19 protein-coding genes and 1 pseudogene are annotated in these 20,617 nt (G+C 64.2%); 17 read left to right on the top strand and 3 right to left on the bottom strand.

Translation table 11 applies throughout. The features are described 5' to 3' along the window. The first annotated feature begins 199 nt into the window (after positions 1 to 199). From cysG to ACMDCM_RS16075, 9 genes are all read left to right on the top strand, one after another. Positions 200 to 1,636, top strand: a complete 1,437-nt coding sequence (cysG, locus tag ACMDCM_RS16115; RefSeq protein ID WP_412774490.1) for a siroheme synthase CysG — start codon at positions 200 to 202, stop codon at positions 1,634 to 1,636. Further along, positions 1,633 to 2,397: a phosphoadenylyl-sulfate reductase gene (locus ACMDCM_RS16110; RefSeq protein ID WP_412774489.1), complete on the top strand. Its 765-nt coding sequence runs from the start codon at positions 1,633 to 1,635 to the stop codon at positions 2,395 to 2,397. The genes cysG and ACMDCM_RS16110 overlap by 4 nt, the downstream gene beginning before the upstream one ends. 120 nt (positions 2,398 to 2,517) lie before the next feature. Further along, a complete protein-coding gene (locus ACMDCM_RS16105) occupies positions 2,518 to 3,507 on the top strand; it encodes a sulfate ABC transporter substrate-binding protein (RefSeq protein WP_412774488.1) in 990 nt (329 codons plus the stop codon). A gap of 24 nt (positions 3,508 to 3,531) precedes the next feature. Then, the gene (gene cysT, locus ACMDCM_RS16100) at positions 3,532 to 4,368 is read left to right on the top strand and encodes a sulfate ABC transporter permease subunit CysT (RefSeq protein ID WP_412774487.1); all 837 of its coding nucleotides are present in this window, start codon (positions 3,532 to 3,534) and stop codon (positions 4,366 to 4,368) included. Between the two features lie 12 nt (positions 4,369 to 4,380). Further along, on the top strand, positions 4,381 to 5,250 hold the full coding sequence (gene cysW / locus ACMDCM_RS16095) for a sulfate ABC transporter permease subunit CysW (RefSeq protein ID WP_412774486.1): 870 nt from the start codon (positions 4,381 to 4,383) through the stop codon (positions 5,248 to 5,250). Beyond that, entirely contained in the window at positions 5,240 to 6,289 is a 1,050-nt protein-coding gene (locus ACMDCM_RS16090) for a sulfate/molybdate ABC transporter ATP-binding protein (protein WP_412774485.1), read from the top strand. Before cysW ends, ACMDCM_RS16090 begins: the two co-directional genes overlap by 11 nt. A gap of 61 nt (positions 6,290 to 6,350) precedes the next feature. Further along, a complete protein-coding gene (locus ACMDCM_RS16085; RefSeq protein WP_412774484.1) occupies positions 6,351 to 6,860 on the top strand; it encodes a CAP domain-containing protein in 510 nt (169 codons plus the stop codon). A gap of 32 nt (positions 6,861 to 6,892) precedes the next feature. Then, positions 6,893 to 7,681, top strand: coding sequence for a 3-hydroxybutyrate dehydrogenase (locus tag ACMDCM_RS16080; protein WP_412774483.1), 789 nt, complete (start codon positions 6,893 to 6,895; stop codon positions 7,679 to 7,681). Between the two features lie 140 nt (positions 7,682 to 7,821). Beyond that, complete coding sequence (locus ACMDCM_RS16075) at positions 7,822 to 8,790, top strand: methyltransferase domain-containing protein (protein WP_412774482.1); 969 nt, start codon at positions 7,822 to 7,824, stop codon at positions 8,788 to 8,790. 362 nt (positions 8,791 to 9,152) lie between these two features. Here ACMDCM_RS16075 and secA read toward each other — a convergent pair whose 3' ends face one another. Next, entirely contained in the window at positions 9,153 to 12,014 is a 2,862-nt protein-coding gene (gene secA / locus ACMDCM_RS16070) for a preprotein translocase subunit SecA (protein WP_412774481.1), read from the bottom strand. A gap of 526 nt (positions 12,015 to 12,540) precedes the next feature. Here secA and ACMDCM_RS16065 point away from each other — a divergent pair. The 3 genes from ACMDCM_RS16065 to mutT all read left to right on the top strand — a co-directional run bounded on the left by ACMDCM_RS16065 (position 12,541) and on the right by mutT (position 15,489). After that, positions 12,541 to 13,461, top strand: a complete 921-nt coding sequence (locus ACMDCM_RS16065) for a peptidylprolyl isomerase (RefSeq protein WP_412774480.1) — start codon at positions 12,541 to 12,543, stop codon at positions 13,459 to 13,461. A 188-nt stretch (positions 13,462 to 13,649) separates the two neighbouring features. Continuing rightward, on the top strand, positions 13,650 to 14,903 hold the full coding sequence (argJ, locus tag ACMDCM_RS16060) for a bifunctional glutamate N-acetyltransferase/amino-acid acetyltransferase ArgJ (RefSeq protein WP_412774479.1): 1,254 nt from the start codon (positions 13,650 to 13,652) through the stop codon (positions 14,901 to 14,903). A gap of 184 nt (positions 14,904 to 15,087) precedes the next feature. Continuing rightward, positions 15,088 to 15,489: an 8-oxo-dGTP diphosphatase MutT gene (gene mutT / locus ACMDCM_RS16055; RefSeq protein WP_412774478.1), complete on the top strand. Its 402-nt coding sequence runs from the start codon at positions 15,088 to 15,090 to the stop codon at positions 15,487 to 15,489. Between the two features lie 134 nt (positions 15,490 to 15,623). Here the strand turns inward: mutT and ACMDCM_RS16050 are convergent, their stop codons facing one another. Further along, on the bottom strand, positions 15,624 to 16,508 hold the full coding sequence (locus ACMDCM_RS16050) for a methyltransferase domain-containing protein (RefSeq protein ID WP_412774477.1): 885 nt from the start codon (positions 16,506 to 16,508) through the stop codon (positions 15,624 to 15,626). A gap of 238 nt (positions 16,509 to 16,746) precedes the next feature. Here ACMDCM_RS16050 and ACMDCM_RS16045 point away from each other — a divergent pair, with 238 nt between their 5' ends. The 5 genes and pseudogenes from ACMDCM_RS16045 (at position 16,747) to ACMDCM_RS16025 (ending at position 19,613) form a co-directional block, all read left to right on the top strand. After that, on the top strand, positions 16,747 to 17,562 hold the full coding sequence (locus ACMDCM_RS16045) for a ComF family protein (protein ID WP_412774476.1): 816 nt from the start codon (positions 16,747 to 16,749) through the stop codon (positions 17,560 to 17,562). Positions 17,563 to 17,615: 53 nt separating this feature from the next. Further along, positions 17,616 to 18,497 (top strand): carbon-nitrogen hydrolase family protein, encoded by an 882-nt coding sequence (locus ACMDCM_RS16040; protein ID WP_412774475.1) that lies wholly within the window; start codon positions 17,616 to 17,618, stop codon positions 18,495 to 18,497. After that, positions 18,494 to 18,697: pseudogene (locus ACMDCM_RS16035) on the top strand (DUF1178 family protein); the annotation flags it as partial. The gene ACMDCM_RS16040 and the pseudogene ACMDCM_RS16035, both read left to right, overlap by 4 nt. 32 nt (positions 18,698 to 18,729) lie before the next feature. After that, positions 18,730 to 19,173: a DUF1178 family protein gene (locus tag ACMDCM_RS16030; protein ID WP_412774474.1), complete on the top strand. Its 444-nt coding sequence runs from the start codon at positions 18,730 to 18,732 to the stop codon at positions 19,171 to 19,173. Then, positions 19,173 to 19,613: an EamA family transporter gene (locus ACMDCM_RS16025; RefSeq protein ID WP_412774473.1), complete on the top strand. Its 441-nt coding sequence runs from the start codon at positions 19,173 to 19,175 to the stop codon at positions 19,611 to 19,613. Before ACMDCM_RS16030 ends, ACMDCM_RS16025 begins: the two co-directional genes overlap by 1 nt. On the opposite strand, the gene ACMDCM_RS16020 is transcribed toward ACMDCM_RS16025, so the two are convergent. Beyond that, positions 19,603 to 20,502, bottom strand: coding sequence for an EamA family transporter (locus ACMDCM_RS16020; RefSeq protein WP_412774783.1), 900 nt, complete (start codon positions 20,500 to 20,502; stop codon positions 19,603 to 19,605). The two genes, ACMDCM_RS16025 and ACMDCM_RS16020, sit on opposite strands and share 11 nt — an antisense overlap. Positions 20,503 to 20,617 lie beyond the last annotated feature (115 nt).

Below are 20,617 nucleotides of genomic sequence, written 5' to 3'. Positions count from 1 at the left end.
ATCGTCGACGTCAGCGGCCGCCAAATTGCGGATTTCGGAGGCTGAGAAGATGCATCTCTTCCGTGCGGTATTTGGAAGTAGAAAGTTCTATACTTTCGTGCGCGCATAGAAGAAATAATTTTCTGTTTGATGAGCTTGCAAGATACATAAATAGAAAATAATTTCAGTCAACCCCGATGATGGGGAAGACGAAACATCAATGAAATTCCTTCCGATCTTTCTCGATACGCACGCCGGCCCGATCCTTCTGATCGGAGCGGGCGATCCAGTTCGGGCCAGGCTGCGCCTGCTGCTGGCCGCGGAGGCGCGCGTGCGTTGGCATGCGACCGACGGCGATTTTGCGATTACCGGTTTCGATCCTGCCGCCGCATCGCGGATCGAGCATGTAGAAGGCGACCCCCTCACGGCCGATCTGAGTGGCATCGCAGCGGTGTTCTGCGCCGGGGCCAGCGAGATCGGCGTGACTGTAGCGGCGCGCGCGCGCGCGGCCGGTGTACCCGTCAACGTGATGGACGATCCGGCGCATTCGAGTTTCATCGTCCCGGCGATCGTCGATCGCGGCGACGTGGTGGCGGCGGTCGGCACCGGCGGCGCGTCGCCGGTGGTGGCGCGCCGCGTACGCGAGCGCATCGAGGCAGCATTGCCGGCGCGGATCGGTGATCTCGCGGCCCTGATCGGGCGCTGGCGCAAGCCGGTTCACGATCGCATTGCTCATGCGCCGTTGCGTCGTCGCTTCTGGGAGCGCGTCGTCGATGGTCCGATCGGCGCTGCGGTTCTCGCCGGCCGCTCCAATGAGGCCGACGACGCGCTGACAGCGATTGCCGATCCGTCCGCTTACGCGGGCGAACAGGCATCGCGACAGGCCGAAGGTCGCGTCACGCTGGTCGGCGCCGGGCCGGGCGATCCGGATCTGCTCACCATTAAAGCGCTGCGTGCGTTGCAGGACGCCGACATCGTCTTCTATGACGAACTGGTTTCGCCGGAAATCCTCGATCGCGCGCGCCGCGACGCCGCGCGCATCCCGGTGGGCCGCCGCGTCGGCAAGCCCGGCATCGGCCAGGACGCGATCAACCGCCTGCTGATCGATGCGGCGAAGTCGGGGCAGCGGGCCGTGCGCCTCAAGGGCGGCGATCCCTTTATTTTCGGGCGCGGCGGCGAAGAGGTCGAGGCCTTGCGTGAGGCCGGTGTCGCCTGTTCGGTGGTTCCGGGAATCACGGCCGCGCTCGGCGCGGCTGCGGAATCGGAGGTGCCGCTGACCTTCCGCCACGAGGCGCTGCGCGTCACCTTCCTCACCGCGCACAAAGCGCGGGATGCGGAGAGCGTGGACTGGTCGGCGCTGACCGACCGGAAGATGACGGTCGTCGTCTACATGGGAATCACGGCGGCCGACGCGATTTGTGCCGGCCTGCTCGCGGCCGGGCGTTCGCCGGAAACCCCGGTCGGCGTGTTCGCGCGCGCCACCCGTCCTGATGCGAAAGCCGTCGTCGGCACGCTGGATCGCCTGCCGGCGCTGGTTCGCCGGATCGACGGCGGCCCTGCGATTCTCGTAATCGGCGATGTGGTTTCGCGCTCCGCGCCGTGGCGCAACTCAAACCCGAATTCACTGTCGCAGACATTCCGGATGGCGGCCGAATGACGTCTTTGCCTGACAACAAAAGTGCCGCTTCAAGCGCGGCGACACGGCCGGCGTCGACGAGCGCGACACCGGCGTTTCTGTCCGCGTCGACGCTGAACGACGCGTTGCGCGATGCTTCGCCAGCGGATGTCATCGAGGCGGCGCTGCGCACGGTCGGACGCGAAAGGCTGGCGCTGGTATCCTCGTTCGGCACCGAGTCGGCGGCGCTTCTGAAGGTGATGGCGGACGTCGATCCGGCCATTGCCGTGATCTTCCTCGACACCGGATGGCTGTTCGAGGAGACGCTCGCCTATCGCGACACGTTGATCTCGGTGCTCGGGTTGAAAGACGTCCGCTCCATTCAACCGTCCGAGGATGCGTTGAAACACAAGGACCCCGATCGCGAGTTGTGGTTCACCGATCCCGATGCCTGCTGCCGCATCCGGAAAGTGGAGCCGCTGGCGCGCGCGCTTACGCCGTTCGACGCCTGGATCAACGGTCGCAAGCGGTTTCAGGGCGGCCTGCGCGTCGACATTCCGGTGGTCGAGGATGACGGGGCGCGGCTGAAATTCAATCCGTTCGCGAATGCCTCGCGCGCCGACATCGAGGCGATCTATGCGTCGGCGAAGCTGCCGCCGCACCCGCTCGTCGCATCGGGATTTCTGTCCGTCGGCTGCATGCCATGCACATCGCGCGCCAGCGCCGATGAAGACGCGCGCGCCGGCCGCTGGCGCGGCAGGGCCAAGACGGAATGCGGCATCCACACGATGAAGACTTCGTAGTGGAATGACCCTGCGCCGCCGCAAACATTGAAATGTGGTTTCGTTGACTTGAAGCTGCCGTTTGACGAGTTTCATGGGTCCGCGGCGATGATCGCGCGAGCGGGCCTTATGGAGATGAAAATGCTTCGTCGTAGCTTTCTAGTCTTGGCCGGATTGATCTGGACCGGCTCTGCATACGCGGCCGACGTCTCGCTGTTGAATGTCTCATACGATCCGACGCGCGAACTCTATGTCGATTTCAACAAGGCTTTCGCCGCGGCCTACCAGAAGGAAACCGGCAAGAGCGTCGAGATCAAGCAGTCCCACGGCGGGTCCGGAAAACAGGCGCGCTCTGTGATCGACGGTTTGCAGGCCGATGTCGTCACGCTGGCGCTCGCCTACGATATCGACGCGATCGCCGAACGGGGACTGCTGGCGAAGGACTGGCAGAAGCGGCTGCCGCGGAATTCCTCACCCTATACCTCCACCATCGTCTTCCTGGTGCGCAAGGGCAATCCCAAGGGCATCAAGGACTGGAACGATCTGATCAAGCCGGGCGTCAGCGTCATTACGCCGAATCCGAAGACCTCCGGCGGCGCGCGCTGGAATTATCTGGCGGCATGGGGCTATGCGCTGAAGACATTCGGTGGAGAGGACAAGGCGAGACAATTTGTCGCCGATATCTACAAGCACGTTCCGGTGCTCGATACCGGCGCCCGTGGTTCGACAGTCACCTTCGTCGAGCGCGGCGTCGGCGACGTGTTGCTCGCCTGGGAGAACGAAGCCTTTCTCGCGCTCAAGGAGTTCGGCAAGGACAAGTTCGAGATCGTGGTGCCGTCGATCTCCATCCTGGCGGAACCGCCCGTTGCCGTGGTCGACAAAGTGGTGGACAGGAAGGGAACGCGTGCCGTTGCCGAGGCATATCTGAAGTATTGGTATACGCGGGAGGCGCAGGAGATCGCTGCGCGGAATTTCTATCGTCCGACCGATCCCGACATCATCAAGAAGTATGCCGATGCATTTCCCAAGGTTGAACTGTTCAAGATCGACGATGTGTTCGGCGGCTGGACCAAGGCGCAGAAGGTCCACTTCGGCGAAGGCGGCGTCTTCGATCAGATCTACAAGAACTGATGCGGCGGGGCGGAGCAGGACCACGTGAACGGAGGATCGGGACGACGACGGACCTTGCCGGGATTTGGCCTCACCATGGGGCTGACGCTGACATGGCTCTCGGTCATCATCCTGATTCCGCTTGCAGGTTTGTTTCTCAAGTCGTCCGACTTGAGCCTCGCCCAGTTCCTTGACATCGTCACCAGCCGGCGAACGTTGAATGCGCTCAAGATTTCATTCGGACTCGCGTTCCTTGCCGCGCTGGTCAACCTGGTGATGGGAAGCGTCATCGTCTGGGCGCTGGTGCGTTACCGGTTCCCCGGCCGCCGCATCTTCGATGCGATCGTGGACGTTCCGTTCGCGTTGCCGACCGCCGTCGCGGGAATCGCGCTGACGACGCTGTTCGCGCAGAACGGCTGGCTCGGCGCGCCGCTGGCGGTGCTCGGCGTCAAGGTGTCGTTCACCCCGCTCGGCATCTTCGTCGCGATGGTGTTTATCGGCATTCCCTTCGTGGTGCGCACCGTGCAACCGGTGCTGATCGATCTCGATCCGGAGATCGAGGAGGCGGCCGCGAGCCTCGGCGCCAACCGCTGGCAGACGGTGTCCCGCGTCATTCTGCCGAGCCTTCTGCCCGCGCTGCTGACGGGCTTTGCTCTCGCATTCGCGCGCGCGGTCGGTGAATACGGTTCGGTGATCTTCATCGCCGGAAACCTGCCGAACGTGTCGGAGATCGCGCCGCTCTTGATCGTGATCCGGCTGTCGGAATTCCGCTATGCCGACGCGACGGCGATCGCCGTCGTGATGCTGGTGGTGGCGTTCATGGTCATCTTCCTCGTCAACCGCATGCAACGCTGGGCGCAGCTACGCGTGCCGGCGCATTGAGAGGCGACCTCGATGCCTGAAACCGCGATCGCGGTTCCGCTCGAGCGGACCGACGCCCGTTCCGAGCCGCGCTGGGTGCGCGCTCTGCTGATCGGCTTCACCATCCTGTTTCTCTCCGTGTTCATCGTGTTGCCGCTGGCGATCGTATTCGCGGAAGCATTCGCCAGGGGGGCGCATGCCTATTTCGTCGCTCTTGCCGATCCCGAGGCTCTGTCGGCGATCGAGCTGACATTGATCGTCGCGGCGATTTCGGTCGGCCTCAATCTGGTGTTCGGATTGATCGCCGCATGGGCCGTCGCCAAGTTCGAGTTTCCCGGAAAGACGCTGCTCATCACATTGATCGATCTTCCGTTCTCCGTCAGTCCGGTCATCGCCGGTCTGGTGTTCGTGCTGTTGTTCGGCGGGCAGGGTCTCCTCGGGCCCTGGCTGCAGGATCACAACATCCAGCTTCTGTTCGCGCTGCCCGGCATCGCGCTGGCGACCACGTTCGTGACCTTTCCCTTCGTGTCGCGCGCGTTGATCCCGTTGATGCAGGAGCAGGGCACGGCGGAGGAGGAAGCGGCGCTGTCGCTCGGGGCGTCCGGGTTGCAGACCTTCTTCCGCGTCACGCTGCCGAACATCAAATGGGGGTTGCTGTACGGCGTGCTGCTTTGCAACGCCCGCGCGATGGGCGAATTCGGCGCGGTGTCCGTCGTCTCCGGTCATATCCGCGGGGAGACCAACACCATGCCGCTGCTGGTCGAAATCCTCTACAACGAATATCAGTTCGTATCGGCGTTCGCGATCGCTTCGCTGCTGGCCATGCTGGCGCTGGTCACCCTGGTGGTGAAGACCGTTCTCGAGCGGCATCTCGACGAAGGACAACGACCGAGTGACCATTGAAGTTCGTAATATCGTGAAAAAGTTCGGCGCCTTCGTCGCGCTGGACCATGTCGATCTCAAGGTTCCGCATGGCGAGCTGATGGCGCTGCTCGGGCCATCGGGATCCGGCAAGACCACGCTGCTGCGCATTATCGCCGGGCTCGACTGGCCGGATACCGGGGAGGTCTCGTTCGACGGCGAGAACGCGCTGGCGCGCGGCGCGGGCGAACGGAGCGTCGGGTTCGTCTTCCAGCATTATGCGCTGTTCCGCCACATGACGGTGTTCGAGAACGTCGCGTTCGGTTTGCGGGTGCAGCCCCGCGCCGTTCGCAAGGATGAAGCCGGCATCCGCGCGCGCGTCAAGGACCTGCTCGACCTCGTCCAGCTCGACTGGCTGTCCGACCGCTATCCGGGCCAGCTCTCGGGCGGCCAGCGTCAGCGCATCGCGCTGGCGCGCGCGCTCGCGATCGAACCGCGGGTTCTGTTGCTCGACGAGCCGTTCGGCGCGCTCGACGCCAAGGTGCGCAAGGAACTGCGGACCTGGCTGCGTTCGCTGCACGAGGAAATCAACGTCACCTCCATCTTCGTGACCCACGATCAGGAGGAGGCGCTCGAAGTCGCCAACAGCGTTGTGGTGATGGACAAGGGACGCATCGAGCAGATCGGAACGCCGACCGACGTCTATGACAACCCGCAGACGGCGTTCGTCCACGGCTTCATCGGTGAATCGATCGTCCTGTCGGTCGACGTTCAGGACGGGGTGATCCGGCTCGGCGACACGCCGCTGAACATCGCCGCAGAGTGCGGAACATCGGGGCCGTCGAAACTGTTCGTTCGCCGTCACGATATGCAGATCAGTCCGCCCGGCTGGGGCGGTCTCGAAGGAACCGTGCGGCGGGTACGGACCTTCGGCCCGATCCAGCGCGCCGACATCGCATTGTCCGGCAGCCGGGGCGAGACCGTCATTGAAATCGACGCACCGCGCGACCGCGATCTTCGCGACGGCGAGGTCGTCGGCCTGCAGCCCAGGCGCTACCGCATTTTCGCGGACCCGGCCTGAGATCGTTCACCTTTCAGCCACGGTTGGTGTGCAACAACGCCCGCTAATGGGGGAATTATGAATGATCCGTACCTTTGCCGCGATTCTCGGCCTTCTGGCGCTCGCCGGATGCGCCGCGGACAAACCGCCTGCTCCGGAGCAGCCGGCGTTTTATCTCGACATGGCCCACGGCGGGGCGAAGCTGGATCCCGTGGTGGCGGCGTCCATGATTTCCGGCTATCGCGCCAATAATGGTCTCGGTCCGGTGACGGTCGATCCGGAACTGATGCAGGTCGCCGAAACGCAATCGATGGCCATGGCCAAACGCAACAAGATGGACCACAACGTGGCCGGAACGTTGCCGAAACGGCTGGCGGCGGCGGGCTATCCGGCGACGCTGGCGGTCGAGAACATCGGCGCGGGCTATCACACCCTCGCCGAGGCATTTTCGGGCTGGCGCGATTCGCCGCCTCACCGGGCGAACATGCTCAAGAACGGCGTCACAAAACTGGGCATCGCCGCGACCTATGCTCCGGACACCAAGTACAAGGTGTTCTGGACGCTCGTTCTGGCAACCACCGAGGAACGATAACGGCTGCGTGAAGGCTCCGACAGGAGACAACGATGACGAATTTGAAAGGCAAGACGGCGGTCGTGACGGGATCCACGAGCGGCATAGGCCTCGCTTATGCGCGCGCCTTCGCCGGCGCCGGCGCCAACGTCGTGATCAACGGCTTCGGAGCAGCGGCCGACATCGAGAAGGAACGCTCCGCCATCGAGGCCGAGTTCGAGGTCAGGGCGGTCCATTCGCCGGCCGACATGACCAAGCCTGCCGAGATCGCGGGCATGATCGCGCTCGGCGAAACGACCTTCGGTTCGGTCGATATCCTCGTGAATAACGCGGGTATTCAGTTCGTCTCGCCGGTCGAGGACTTTCCGGTCGAAAAGTGGGACGCGATCATCGCCATCAACCTGTCGTCCGCGTTCCACGCCATCCGCGCCGCCGTTCCCGGAATGAAGACGCGCGGCTGGGGCCGCATCATCAACACCGCCTCGGCGCATTCGCTGGTGGCCTCGCCCTTCAAATCGGCCTACGTCGCCGCCAAACACGGCATCGCCGGGCTCACCAAGACCGTGGCGCTGGAGCTTGCGACCCACAAGATCACCTGCAACTGCATCAGCCCCGGCTATGTCTGGACGCCGCTGGTGGAGAGGCAGATTCCCGATACCATGAAGGCGCGCAACATGACCAGGGAGCAGGTCATCAACGATGTGCTGCTGGATGCGCAGCCGACCAAGCAGTTCGTCACCGTGGAGCAGGTCGCGGCGCTCGCGCTCTTTCTGTGCGGCGAGGATGCCGCGCAGATCACCGGCAGCAACCTGTCGATCGACGGCGGCTGGACCGCAGCTTAGCAAGCCAATATGCCTCCAGCCGCGTCGCCCAGCGCAAACCCGGAGGAGGTAATACCTTGGAGCAGTTGCGCACCGTCGTATCCGGAGGGCAGGTTGAGGCATGACGGTCGGCTGGCAACGCGTAAGCCACCGGAGGCAAGGTGAATTCGGTAGCCAAGAAGTTATCCGTGCAGGCGCTATTGCGTTGCCCGCGCTGCAAATCCCGCATTGAAGCTGTCGAGGAGGGTGCGCCGGGGCGCGCCTTCGTATGCAAGGACCCCAACTGCGAGCTATCGCAAGCTGGATTTCCGGCTCTCGACGGCGTTCCCCTCCTGGTCGATTTCGACAACTCCGTGCTGTCCCGCGAGGAGGTGCAGCTTACCGCTGGAAGCTCCTACAAAGACCGCAGCATGGGCTTTCTTCAGAAGGTCCACGGCTTCTTCTGGCGATCCGACAGCCCGACCGCCTCCAATGCCGATCGTTTCATCGCGGAGGTGAAGCGCCTGGATGCCCGCCCCACCATCCTGATCATCGGAGGCGGCGCAATCGGCAGCGACGCGGATGCGCTTTATCGAGATCCCGACCTCACCTTGATCGGAACGGATGTCTACAAATCCGACCTCACCGTGATTATCGCGGATGGGCACCAGCTTCCCCTGGCCTCGGGAGCAGTCCACGGCGTCTGGATCCAGGCCGTCCTGGAGCACGTCCTGACGCCCGAGCAGGTCGTCGCCGAGATTTATCGCGTCCTGGTCCCGGACGGCGTGGTCTATGCGGAGACGCCGTTCATGCAGCAAGTCCACGAAGGGGCCTACGATTTCACCCGCTTCACCCTTAGCGGACATCGCTGGCTGTTCCGCCATTTTGAAGAAATCGACGGCGGCATTACGCGCGGCCCCGCGATTGTGATGCTCTGGTCCATCCGCTACTTCGTCGGCTCTCTTTTCGGGAGCTATAAGATAGGCACGATGGCGGCGACCGGGCTGTTCTGGCTTCGCTATTTCGAAAGACTCTCCAAGCGGGCACATGCGGCCGACGGCGCGAGCGCGGTCTACTTTCTTGGCCGCCGGTCGGCGCGGACGTTGAAACCGAAGGATATCATCGCCTACTACAAGGGCGCGCAACAATAGCTGCGGCCCGGAATGCGCCCCTGCTGGTGGACCGATCGGTGGAACGGCAGACCGGTTTGCTTATGGGATTTTGATGCTTGCACGGCCACCTCGGGTCAGCAGGAGGTGAGCGAGCGACGCGCGTAGCCGTTCACGATTTCGGATCGAACCGATCCAGAATCATGAGCCTGATCGGTTCCGATATTGTTCCGATATTGTAAAGCGGGACGTGGGCGGAAACCGCTACACACTCTCCTCATCGCCCTCCAAGAGACCTTGGTCCTAGAGCATGATCCCGAAAAGTGGAAACCGGTTTTCGGAAAAGATCATGCTCAAACAAAAAGACAAGCGACGAGTCTGATTCAACACAGTTGAAACAGACTCTAGGCGTAGCGGCCGTGGCAGTGCTTGTATTTCTTGCCCGATCCGCAGGGGCAATCCTCGTTGCGGCCGACCTTGCCCCAACTCGCGGGATTGCCCGGGTCGCGGCCGGAAGGGTCCGCATTCACGACCGGCGCCAGCGAGGCCCGGGCAAAACTGCCTTGCGCGAACGCCATCTCGTCCTCGCCGGTATGGGGATCGAGCTTGTGGACTTCCATCGCGGGCAGCACCGGCTGCTCTTCCTCGGGCGGCACGATCTCGACGCGCATCAACTGGCCCGTTACCGCCTCGCGCAGGTGGGCAATCAGGGCCTCGAACAGGGAGAAGGCTTCCGACTTGTATTCCTGCAGCGGATCGCGCTGGCCGTAGCCGCGCAGGCCGATGACCTGGCGCAGGTGATCGAGCATTACCAGGTGTTCGCGCCAGAGATGGTCGAGCGTCTGCAGCAGGATGGTCTTCTCGACGTAACGCATGACGTCGGGACCCCATTGCCCGACCTTGGCCGCCATGTGCTCGTCGACCCGGCTTTCGATACGCGACAGCAACTCCTCGTCGGCGATGCCCTCTTCCGCGGCCCATTCGTCGACCGGCAGATCGATGTCGAGCACGCGCTTCAGCTCGGCTTTCAGGCCGGCGACGTCCCATTGCTCGGCGTACTGGTTCTCCGGCACGTGCTTGGAAACGAGATCCTCGACGAACGCATGACGCATGTCGGCGACGGTTTCCGCGACGCTGTCGTTCTGCATCAGATCGACGCGCTGTTCGAAGATCACCTTGCGCTGATCGTTCTGCACGTCGTCGTATTTCAGCAGGTTCTTGCGGATGTCGAAGTTGCGCGCCTCGACCTTCTGCTGCGCCTTCTCCAGCGCCTTGTTGATCCAGGGATGGGTGATCGCCTCGCCTTCCTTGAGGCCGAGCCGCTGCAGCATGGTGTCGAGCCGGTCCGATCCGAAGATCCGCATCAGGTCGTCTTCCAGCGACAGGAAGAACTTCGAGCGGCCCGGATCGCCCTGGCGGCCGGAACGGCCGCGCAACTGGTTGTCGATGCGGCGCGACTCGTGACGTTCGGAGCCGATGATGTAGAGGCCGCCGGGCCGGGTCACGGTCTTGGCCGGCTTCGAGCCCTTGGCCGGTTCGATCTCGACGACCTCCTCGGCCTTGAGCACCATGTCGCGGAAGCGTTCGATGTCGGCCTTGATCTCCGCGAGCTTCGCTTCCCTTTCAGCTTCGCCGGCGATGTCGGCGGTCTCGAACTGGGCGCGCATCTCCAGCGAGCCGCCGAGCTTGATGTCGGTGCCGCGGCCGGCCATGTTGGTCGCGATGGTGATGGCGCCGGGCACGCCGGCCTCAGCCACGATATAGGCTTCCTGTTCGTGGAAGCGGGCATTGAGCACCGCGAACAGCTTGGCCGGCTTGCCGGCGCGGGCCGCCGCGTACAGCTTCCGCATCGACTTGGGATCGGTGAAGTCGATCTGCCTGTAGCCGTGCTTCTTCAGATAGTCGGCGAGCACTTCCGACTTCTCGATCGAGGCGGTGCCGACCAGCACCGGCTGCATCCGCGCGTTGGCGCGCTCGACCTCGGCCAGGATCGCGGCGTACTTCTCGTTCTGGGTGCGGTAGACCTCGTCGTCCTCGTCGAGGCGCGCGATCGGCAGGTTGGTCGGGATCTCGACGACCTCGAGCTTGTAGATGTCGGCCAGTTCGTCGGCTTCCGTCGCCGCGGTGCCGGTCATGCCCGCGAGCTTCTTGTACATCCGGAAGTAGTTCTGGAAGGTGATCGAGGCGAGCGTCTGGTTCTCCGGCTGCACCGGCTGATGCTCTTTCGCCTCCAGCGCCTGATGCAGGCCTTCCGAATAGCGGCGGCCCGGCATCATGCGGCCGGTGAATTCGTCGATGATGACGACCTCGCCGTCGCGGACGATGTAGTCCTTGTCGCGGGTGAACAGCGAGTGTGCGCGAAGCGCCTGGCCGATGTGGTGGACGACGGAAACGTTCTCGATGTCGTAGAGCGATTCGCCCTTGAGCTGGCCGGCATCGCGCAGCAGCGTCTCGATCTTCTCCATGCCGGCTTCGGTGAGCGTCGCCGTGCGCTGCTTCTCGTCGACCTCGCAATCGGTCACCTTCTCAAGGTTCGGCATGAAGGTGTCGATGGTGTTGTAGAACTCCGAGCGGTCGTCGAGCGGGCCGGAAATGATCAGCGGCGTGCGCGCCTCGTCGATCAGGATCGAGTCGACCTCGTCGACGATGGCGAAGAAGTGCTCGCGCTGGACCATGTCCTCCAGACGGTACTTCATGTTGTCGCGCAGATAGTCGAAGCCGTATTCGTTGTTGGTGCCGTAGGTGATGTCGCAGGCGTAGGCCGCCTTGCGCTCGACATCGTCGAGGCCGTGGACGATCACGCCGGTGGTCAGTCCGAGGAAGGAGTAGATCTGCGCCATCCAGGCGGCGTCGCGGCGGGCGAGATAGTCGTTGACGGTGACGACATGGACGCCTTTGCCGGCGAGCGCGTTGAGATAGACCGCAAGGGTTGCGACCAGCGTCTTGCCTTCGCCGGTCTTCATCTCGGCGATGTCGCCCTCGTGCAGCACCATGCCGCCGATCAACTGCACGTCGAAGTGGCGCTGGCCGAGCGTTCGCTTGCCGGCCTCGCGCACGGTGGCAAAAGCGGGAACGAGGAGGTCGTCGAGGGTCGCCCCGTTGGCGAGCTGCTGCCTGAATTCGTCGGTACGCGCCCGCAGCGCTTCGTCGGACAGCGCGGCGATTTCAGGCTCGAGAGCGTTGATCGCCTTGACGCGGGACTGATATCCCTTGACCCGCCGATCGTTGGCGGAACCGAAAAACTTGCGGGCAAGCGCGCCGATCATGCCTAATTCCTGTCTTCGCGGTTCGGCGTTGCAGCCATGTGGCGGTCTCCTCGAGCCTGATCCTTTCGATCGAGCATGATCTTATCCGAAAACCGGTTCCCACTTTTCAGGATCATGCTCTGGATCACGACAGAATCACGACAGAATTCGCCGAGACCACGAAGCGAGCTTCTGAACCACCACGCCCCCCTTATCTGCTCAACTCATCGTGACGCATCAGGGCTGAAAGTCCCGGAAGCCGAGCATCCGTGTCATGGGTTGAGATTCGGCGACCCGGGGTTCAATCGCAAAAGCACAGCCAGAACCTGCCTTTGCCGTCGGCCCGGTCCGGCAGAGATATGGCCCACCCGGTGGGTTGTCAACGGTTGCCGGGCCACCGACGCGAAGCGCCCCACGGCTGAAAGCGCAGCCGCCTTCCTGTCCGGAAATTCATGATTTTGACAGAGTTTTCGCGTTGCCAAGGCCGCATGATTGAGCGAGTGTCCGCCGTCCCAAAACCACTCCTCCTGGAGATCAAGGACTTCCCATGACCACCTCATTGCCCGCTACGAAACCCAGCCTGCGCGTTCGCCTGGCCTCGTCCGCCCTCGGCGGCTGGCTGGCGGTGGCCCTGCTCGCCGGCACGCCGGCCCGCGCGGATGATTTGAATCCCGTGCTGGCGAAGGTCAACGGCTCGGAGATCCGCCAAAGCGACGTCAAGGTCGCCGAGGAGGAATTGGGTCCGAGTCTCGCGCAGATGGATCCGGCGGCAAAGCAGGAGAACGTGCTGTCGTTCCTGATCGACATGAAGATCATCGCCAAGGCCGCCGAGGACAAGAAGATCGAAAACAGCGACGACTTCAAAAAACGGCTCGCCTTCGCCCGCGAGCGTCTGCTCATGGACAAGCTGCTGGCGTCCGAAGGCAAGGCGGCGGTCACCCCCGAAGCCATGAAGGCAGTCTATGAGGATGCCTCCAAGCAGATCACCAGCGAACAGGAAGTGCATGCCCGCCACATCCTTGTGCCGACCGAGGAAGAGGCCAAGAAAATCGAGGAGCAACTGAAGAAGGGCGCGGATTTCGCCGAACTCGCCAAGAAGGAGTCCAAGGACCCCGGCGCATCGGACGGGGGCGACCTCGGCTTCTTCACCAAGGAGCAGATGGTGCCGGAATTTTCCAAGGTCGCCTTTTCGCTGGAGCCCGGCAAGATTTCCGATCCGGTGAAGACGCAGTTCGGCTGGCACATCATCAAGGTCGAGGAGAAGCGCAACCGCAAGGCCCCCACCTTCGATCAGGTGAAGCCGCAGATCGAGCAATATGTGACGCGCAAGGCGCAGGCCGATTACGTCGCCAAGCTGCGCGAAACGGCGAAGGTCGAACGCATGGACAAGCCGGCGGCTGCGGCAGGCGGAGACAAGGCCAGCGCCGCGAAGCCCGCCGACGGCAAGACGGCGCCGGCGAAGAAGTAAAATTCGCTGTCACTTCGCTAAAACCATAGTATTGACAATCGTCATGGCCGGGCAAAAGCGCGAAGCGCGTCTTCGCGCGGGCGTCCCGGCCATCCACGTCTTTGGAATGCGCTCAAAACAAGAAAGACGTGGATGGCCGGAATAAATCCGGCCATGACGACGAAATTTGCTGTCGACAGGCCCCACACATGTCCACCGCCGTCTCCCCCCTCGCCCCGACCGACGTCCCGGACATGCCCGCGGTCGCGGGCGTTCGCCTCGCGACCGCGGAGGCCGGCATCCGCTACAAGGGCCGCACCGACGTGCTGCTGGCGTTGCTGGACAAAGGCACCACGGTGGCCGGCGTGTTCACCCGATCGAAGTGCCCGTCGGCGCCGGTCGAGTGGTGCCGCGCGCGATTGAAGGACGGCAAGTCCTCCAAGGCAGGACTGGCGCTGGTGGTGAATTCCGGCAACGCCAATGCCTTCACCGGCAAGACCGGCCGCCAATCGACCAGACTGACCGCCGACATCGCAGCCAAGGCTACGGACTGCAAGGCAAACGACGTCTACCTGGCCTCGACCGGCGTGATCGGCGAACCGCTCGATGCGACGAAATTCAACGGCGTGCTGGAGAGGCTGGCGCGCGATGCCGCGCCCGATCGCTGGATGGACGCGGCCCGCGCCATCATGACCACCGACACCTTTCCCAAGGTCGCGACCGCGCGCGTGAAACTCGGCAAGACTACTGTGACCATCAACGGCATCGCCAAGGGCGCCGGCATGATCGCGCCAGACATGGCGACCATGCTGTCGTTCGTCTTCACCGACGCGCCGGTTTCGGCGGCGGCGTTGCAGTCGCTGCTGAAAAACGGCGTCGAGGACACCTTCAACGCCGTCACCATCGACAGCGACACCTCCACTTCCGACACGCTGCTGGCGTTCGCGACCGGAGCAGCGAGCGCCCACGGCGCGCCGAAAATCTCCCGCGCCGGCGATCCTCGCCTGAAGGCATTCGCGAAAGCGTTCCACGGTGTGCTGGCTGATCTCGCCGAACAGGTGGCGCGCGACGGCGAAGGCGCGCGCAAGCTGGTCGAGGTCATCGTCGAGGGCGCGGTCTCGAAGCTGTCGGCGCGCAGGATCGCCAAGTCGATCGCCAATTCGCCGCTGGTGAAGACCGCGATCGCCGGCGAGGACGCCAACTGGGGCCGCGTGGTCATGGCGGTGGGCAAGGCCGGCGAGCCGGCCGATCGCGACAAGCTCTCGATTTCGTTCAACGGCATCCGCGTCGCTACCCGCGGCGCGCGCGATCCGTCCTATGATGAGGCGGAAGTGTCAGCCGCGATGAAGAACCCGACCATCCGGATCAGCGTGGCGCTCGGGCTGGGCAAGGGCCGCGACCGGGTGCTGACCTGCGACCTCACCAAGGAGTATGTCGCGATCAACGGCGATTACCGGTCGTGAGCGATGAAGGATTCTTGCATTTGTCATGGCCGGGCAAAAGCGCGAAGCGCGTCTTCGCGCTGACGTCCCGGCCACCCACGTCTTTCTTGCTGCGCCGCTGTCAAGACGTGGATGCCCGCGACAAGCGCGGGCATGACGCTGTCATGTCTGACGGCTACTTTGCTTCCGACGCAAGGCATTCCAGATGAAGCTCACTCTCGTCGTCGCCTGCGCGCTGATCGACACCGACAACCGCGTGCTGATCGCACAGCGGCCCGAAGGCAAGCAGCTTGCCGGGCTGTGGGAATTTCCCGGCGGCAAGTTCGAGCCCGGCGAACGCCCCGAAGAGGCGCTGATCCGCGAATTGCGCGAGGAGCTGGGCATCGTGACGCAGGAAGCCTGCCTCGCGCCGCTGACCTTCGCCAGCCACGCCTATGAGAGTTTCCACCTGTTGATGCCGCTCTACGTCTGCCGGCGCTGGCAGGGCGAGGTGGTCTCGAAAGAGGGACAGGCGCTGAAGTGGGTCCGCGCCAATTGCTTACGCGACTATCCGATGCCGCCGGCGGACATCCCGCTGATCCCGCCGCTGATCGAGTTGCTGATGTAGAAACCCTTGCCCCGGACGCGCCGCAGCGCGAAGCGATGCTGCGCAGAGCCGGGGCCGTTGCAAAGGTTGCGTTCTCGGGCGGTCCCGGTTCTGCGGAGCGGCATCGGGAATGCCGCACCGCGCCCGGGACGCGATCATTCCGGCTTGCATTCGGTCTTGCCGCGTCCCTTCACCGCCTCCTCCAGGCTGGCCTTGGCCGATCCCGGCTGCAACGGCTTCTGCTGGCTCTCATGCGGCGCCCAGCCCGACAGCCAGACGATGTCGAAGGTCGCGCGGATGCGGCCGTCGGGGTCAGTGAAGCGCTCATGATAGATTTGCGCCATCCGCAACAGCGTCGCGCGACGCAACGGTGTGCGCCGCCGCTCGGTCATGATATTGGCCGCGCCCATACGGCGGAGGTCGTGCATCAGCGCCAAGGCATCGCCGTAGCGCACCACGACGCGGTCGACGTCCGTCACCGGCAGCGCGAAGCCGGCGCGTTGCAACAGCGCACCGGCGTCGCGAAGATCGGCGAACGGCGCGACCCGCGGCGAGACGCCGCCTTCAAGCTCGGACTCGGCGGCGGCGAACGCCTGACGCAATTCGGTCAGCGTCTCCCCGCCGATGGTGGCCGCGAGCAGCAACCCGTCCGGCTTCAGCGCGCGGCGGACCTGCGCGAGCACGCCCGGCAGGTCGTTGACGAACTGGAACGCCAGCCCGGAGACGGCGATGTCGAGCGATTGCGGCGTCAGCCCCAGGGCTTCGCTCTCATCAGTGGAAAGATCGACGCGCGACAATTCCGCGACCTGCGCCGCCAGCGCACCGCACACCTGATCGCCCGGCGTACCGACATCCGCTCCATGCTGGAAGATGCGCAACACGGCCCGCAGGCGCTCCGCCATATCCTCCGCGACGCGATCGAGCAGGAACGTCGCGGGTCCCGTTCTGGCCGCGCGGCCCTGCCGCACGCGCAGCAAAGCGCGGTCGAACAGAACAGGCGGGGACGGGTTCGGGGCCATGCGGCTTGGTACGCCGATCATGCGGCCGCTGGCAATCGCAACCGTTCACCGCAGGTCGTCCCTGCGCACGCAGGGACCCATACGCTCCTGCATCCGTCGGCTGCGCAATGCGGTTGTCTCGTTGCAGAACCGGCCGTTGCCTCGCAACGCGGCGGCCCCGGCTCAGCGACGCAATACTGCGTATTGCATCGCGTCCGGGGCAAGGGACTTGTTCTGTCCGGCTTGAGTACCGCCGCCTCGAGGATTAGCCTCATCACCCATGGACGCCTCGACGGACAGCCGGGCTTCGCCGCCCCGAGCCGATCGGCTGCGCGGCGTGTGGCGGGCCTGTTCCGGCGCATTGTCCCACGCGGCGCGAACGGCGCTCGATATCGCACTGCCGACGCTCTGCGTCGCCTGTCGCGAACCGGTCGCGGGCGTCGGCGTCTGTGCGGCGTGCTGGACGCAACTGTCGTTCATCGAACGCCCTTATTGTCCCCGCCTCGGCATCCCCTTTGTTTACGATCCGGGCTCCGACATGCTGTCGATGGAGGCGATCGCCGATCCTCCCGCCTATCAGCGCGCCCGCGCCGCGGTGCGCTACGACGATGTCGCCAAGGTGCTGGTCCACGCGCTGAAATATCAGGACCGCACCGGCCTCGCGCCCGCGATGGGACGCTGGATGGCGCGCGCCGGCACCGAACTGCTCGACGGCGCTGATATTCTGATTCCCGTGCCGTTGCATTGGCGGCGCGGCTGGAGCCGCCGCTACAACCAGTCCGGCGCGCTGGCGCGCGTCATCGCCGCACAATCCGGCGTGCCGGTCAGGGCCGATGCTCTGCAGCGCATCCGCCCAACCCGGCAGCAGGTCGGATTGTCGCGGACCGACCGCGCCCGCAACGTGCAGGGCGCGTTCAAGGTCGCGACCGCTCGCGCCGGCCAGATTCAAGGCCGCCGGATCGTCCTGATCGACGATGTCCTGACCTCGGGCGCGACGGTGGATGCTTGCGCGCGCGTGCTGTTGCGCGCCAAGGCCGCACAGGTGGACGTGCTGGTGTTCGCCCGGGTTGTCGACACCATGAAAGCTCCCATATAAATTGAACTTCGAACCCGGAGCCTCGTTCCTGTTCGCGGGCGAAAGGCAACGACATGAGCACCGAGACCACGTTCGTCGCGGCGATGATCCAGATGCGCAGCGGTCTTCTGCCGGAGCCGAATCTCGATCAGGGCGCAAGGCTGATCCGCGAGGCGGCGGCGCAAGGCGCGCACTTCATTCAGACTCCCGAAGTCAGCAACATCATGCAGACAGATCGCATCGCGCTGTTCGAGCACCTGCGAAGCGAGGACGACGACCGCTCGCTCGCCGCTTACCGCGATCTGGCGCGCGAGTTGAAAATCCATCTCAACGTCGGCTCGCTGGCATTACGGGCCACGCCCGACAAAGCCGTCAACCGCTCGTTCCTGATCGGGCCGTCCGGCGACGTCCTTGCGCGCTACGACAAGATCCACATGTTCGATATCGATCTCGGCGGCGGCGAAAGCTACCGGGAGTCCGCCAACTATCAGCCCGGCGAAACCGCCGTGATCGCGGACCTGCCCTGGGGCAGGCTCGGCATGACGATCTGCTACGACCTCCGCTTTCCGGCGCTGTACCGCGCGCTGGCCGAGGCCGGCGCGTCGTTCCTCACCGTGCCCTCGGCCTTCACCCGAAAGACCGGCGAGGCGCACTGGCACACGCTGCTGCGCGCCCGCGCCATCGAAAACGGCTGCTTCGTGTTCGCCGCCGCTCAGGCCGGTTTGCACGAGAACAGGCGCGAAACATTCGGCCATTCGCTGATCGTCGATCCCTGGGGCGCCATACTGGCCGAAGCCGGCGGCCTTGAGCCCGGCGTCGTGCTGGCGACGATCGACCCGGCCAAGGTCGCGGCCGCGCGCAACGCCGTGCCGTCGTTGCAGCACGGGCGACGCTTTTCCTTCGCCGATCATAAGTCGACAGGCGACCATCTGCATCTGGTGCGAGGTTCGGCATGATCCGCTACAATCTGCGCTGCGAGCGCGGCCACACCTTCGAAAGCTGGTTCCAAAGCTCCGCGTCCTATGACTCGCAGGTCAAACGCAAGCTCGTGACCTGCGCGGTCTGTGGTTCGGCGAAGGTCGAGAAGGCGATCATGGCGCCGCGGCTCGGGGGCAGCAAGAAGAAAGGCCCACGGCGGATCGCGGCCGCTCCCGCGTTCACGATCGACCCTCCCGAGGGAGGTTCGGCATGATCCGCTACAACCTGCGCTGCGAGCGCGGTCACAGCTTCGAAAGCTGGTTCCAGAGTTCGTCGGCCTACGATTCGCAGCTCAAGCGCAAGCTCGTGACCTGCGCGGTCTGCGGCTCGGCCAAGGTCGAGAAGGCGATCATGGCGCCGCGAATCGCCGGAACCAAAAAGCGCGGGTCGGCGGCGTCGGCGGATTTATCCGAGTCGGTAGCAATGGCGCAGGAACGCGAACTGCGCGCCGGGCTCAAACAGTTGCACGATCATCTTGTCAAGAACGCCGACGACGTGGGCGCGCGCTTTCCCAACGAAGCCCGTAAGATGCATTACGGCGATATCAAGCATCGCCCGATCTACGGCGAGGCATCGCCGGAGGAAGCGAAATCGCTGATCGAGGAAGGCGTCGACGTCGGGTCGCTGCCGCTGCTGCGGGACGACCGGAACTGATGAGCACACAGGCCCTTGCGAGCTGGCAAGCCTGGGCCGTGTTATCGGCCGTGTTCGCGGCGCTGACCGCCATTTTTGCCAAGGTCGGCGTCGAGGACATCAGTTCAGATCTCGCGACCTGGATCCGCACCATCGTCGTGCTGGTCGGCCTGAGCGCGATCCTGTTTGCAACGGGGCAATTCAGCCGACCCGGCTCGATCCCGACCCGGAGCTGGATTTTCCTGGTGTTGTCGGGGCTCGGAACCGGCGCGTCATGGATCTGCTATTTCCGCGCGCTGAAACTCGGCCCGGTGACGCTGGTGGCGCCGATCGACAAGCTGAGCGTGGTGCTGGTGGCGCTGTTCGGCGTCGCCTTCCTCGGCGAACGGCCATCGCTCAACGGCTGGCTCGGCATCGCGCTGATCGCAAGCGGCGCGGTGCTGATTGCATTCAAACGCTGACCAGCAGCCCGACGCCGATCACGATCAGCACGATCCCGCCAGCTTCACGTAAGGAAAGCGGCTGCTTGAACGAATAATACGACACCGCCTGCGCGAACAGCACCTCGACCAGCGCCAGCGTGCGGACGTTGGCTGCGGCGGTGAGCGCGAACGCCAGGAACCAGAATTGCGAGGCGAACGCGCCCAGAAAACCCGCGAACATCGACGGCCGCCACAGGGCGAGAATTTTTCCTGGCACGTCGGGCGCGCGCAGAAACAGATAGGCCGTCAACACCGCCGTCTGCACCAACAGGCCGAACACCAGCGTGTAGGTCGCCGCGGTGACGAACGATACCCCCGGCACAATGATGATAGCGCCGCGAAAGCCGACCGCGGACAGCGCGAAGCAGGCGGCCGCGAGCAGTCCCAACGTCGTCGGCTTGATGTCGGCGAAGCCCCTGGCGCCGCCGGGCCGGAGCGCGGTGATGATGACGCCGGCGGTCGCGATCACGATCGCGACCACTTTCAGCAAGGTCAGATGATCGCCGAGAAAAACAAACCCGAAGATCGCGGCCTGGATCGCTTCGGTCTTGAGATACGCTATGGTCACCACGAACGAGCTGTCGTTCATCGCAAGCAGCATCAGGCCGGTGCCGACGATCTGCGTGAGCGCGCCGAGCAGCAGCCACAGCCAGAAGACGGCGGACGGCCACGGGACCGGGTCGCCGGTGACCACGATCACCAGGGCGAAAAAGATCAGCGCAAACGGGAAACCGAACAGGAAGCGGATGTTGGTCGCGCCCCAGGTGCCGAGCGGACCGGTCAGCGACCGCTGCATCGCATTGCGCGCGACCTGTGCGAACGCGGCCGTGACGGTGAAGGGAATCCAGAGCGAGGCGATGGTGAACATGAAGGATGATGGGAGCTTGAACCGCTGAACGCCGCCCACCGTGCCGGTCCCCGTCATCGGCGTCAACGGGAGCGACGTCATGGCGGTAATGCGGGCCTGCTAAAAGTCGTCATAG

This window comes from Nitrobacter sp. (assembly GCF_047149785.1).
Classification (GTDB): Bacteria; Pseudomonadota; Alphaproteobacteria; order Rhizobiales; family Xanthobacteraceae; genus Nitrobacter.
This window is presented reverse-complemented; position numbering and strand designations above follow the sequence as displayed.

What these genes read in the sequence shown, in the direction of transcription:
- cysG (WP_412774490.1), top strand. Translation starts at nt 200, where the DNA reads ATGAAATTCCTTCCGATCTTTCTCGATACGCACGCCGGCCCGATCCTT.
- ACMDCM_RS16110 (WP_412774489.1), top strand. Translation starts at nt 1,633, where the DNA reads ATGACGTCTTTGCCTGACAACAAAAGTGCCGCTTCAAGCGCGGCGACA.
- ACMDCM_RS16105 (WP_412774488.1), top strand. Translation starts at nt 2,518, where the DNA reads ATGCTTCGTCGTAGCTTTCTAGTCTTGGCCGGATTGATCTGGACCGGC.
- cysW (WP_412774486.1), top strand. Translation starts at nt 4,381, where the DNA reads ATGCCTGAAACCGCGATCGCGGTTCCGCTCGAGCGGACCGACGCCCGT.
- ACMDCM_RS16085 (WP_412774484.1), top strand. Translation starts at nt 6,351, where the DNA reads ATGATCCGTACCTTTGCCGCGATTCTCGGCCTTCTGGCGCTCGCCGGA.
- ACMDCM_RS16080 (WP_412774483.1), top strand. Translation starts at nt 6,893, where the DNA reads ATGACGAATTTGAAAGGCAAGACGGCGGTCGTGACGGGATCCACGAGC.
- secA (WP_412774481.1), bottom strand. Translation starts at nt 12,014, where the DNA reads ATGATCGGCGCGCTTGCCCGCAAGTTTTTCGGTTCCGCCAACGATCGG.
- ACMDCM_RS16065 (WP_412774480.1), top strand. Translation starts at nt 12,541, where the DNA reads ATGACCACCTCATTGCCCGCTACGAAACCCAGCCTGCGCGTTCGCCTG.
- argJ (WP_412774479.1), top strand. Translation starts at nt 13,650, where the DNA reads ATGTCCACCGCCGTCTCCCCCCTCGCCCCGACCGACGTCCCGGACATG.
- mutT (WP_412774478.1), top strand. Translation starts at nt 15,088, where the DNA reads ATGAAGCTCACTCTCGTCGTCGCCTGCGCGCTGATCGACACCGACAAC.
- ACMDCM_RS16050 (WP_412774477.1), bottom strand. Translation starts at nt 16,508, where the DNA reads ATGATCGGCGTACCAAGCCGCATGGCCCCGAACCCGTCCCCGCCTGTT.
- ACMDCM_RS16045 (WP_412774476.1), top strand. Translation starts at nt 16,747, where the DNA reads ATGGACGCCTCGACGGACAGCCGGGCTTCGCCGCCCCGAGCCGATCGG.
- ACMDCM_RS16040 (WP_412774475.1), top strand. Translation starts at nt 17,616, where the DNA reads ATGAGCACCGAGACCACGTTCGTCGCGGCGATGATCCAGATGCGCAGC.
- ACMDCM_RS16030 (WP_412774474.1), top strand. Translation starts at nt 18,730, where the DNA reads ATGATCCGCTACAACCTGCGCTGCGAGCGCGGTCACAGCTTCGAAAGC.
- ACMDCM_RS16025 (WP_412774473.1), top strand. Translation starts at nt 19,173, where the DNA reads ATGAGCACACAGGCCCTTGCGAGCTGGCAAGCCTGGGCCGTGTTATCG.
- ACMDCM_RS16020 (WP_412774783.1), bottom strand. Translation starts at nt 20,502, where the DNA reads ATGTTCACCATCGCCTCGCTCTGGATTCCCTTCACCGTCACGGCCGCG.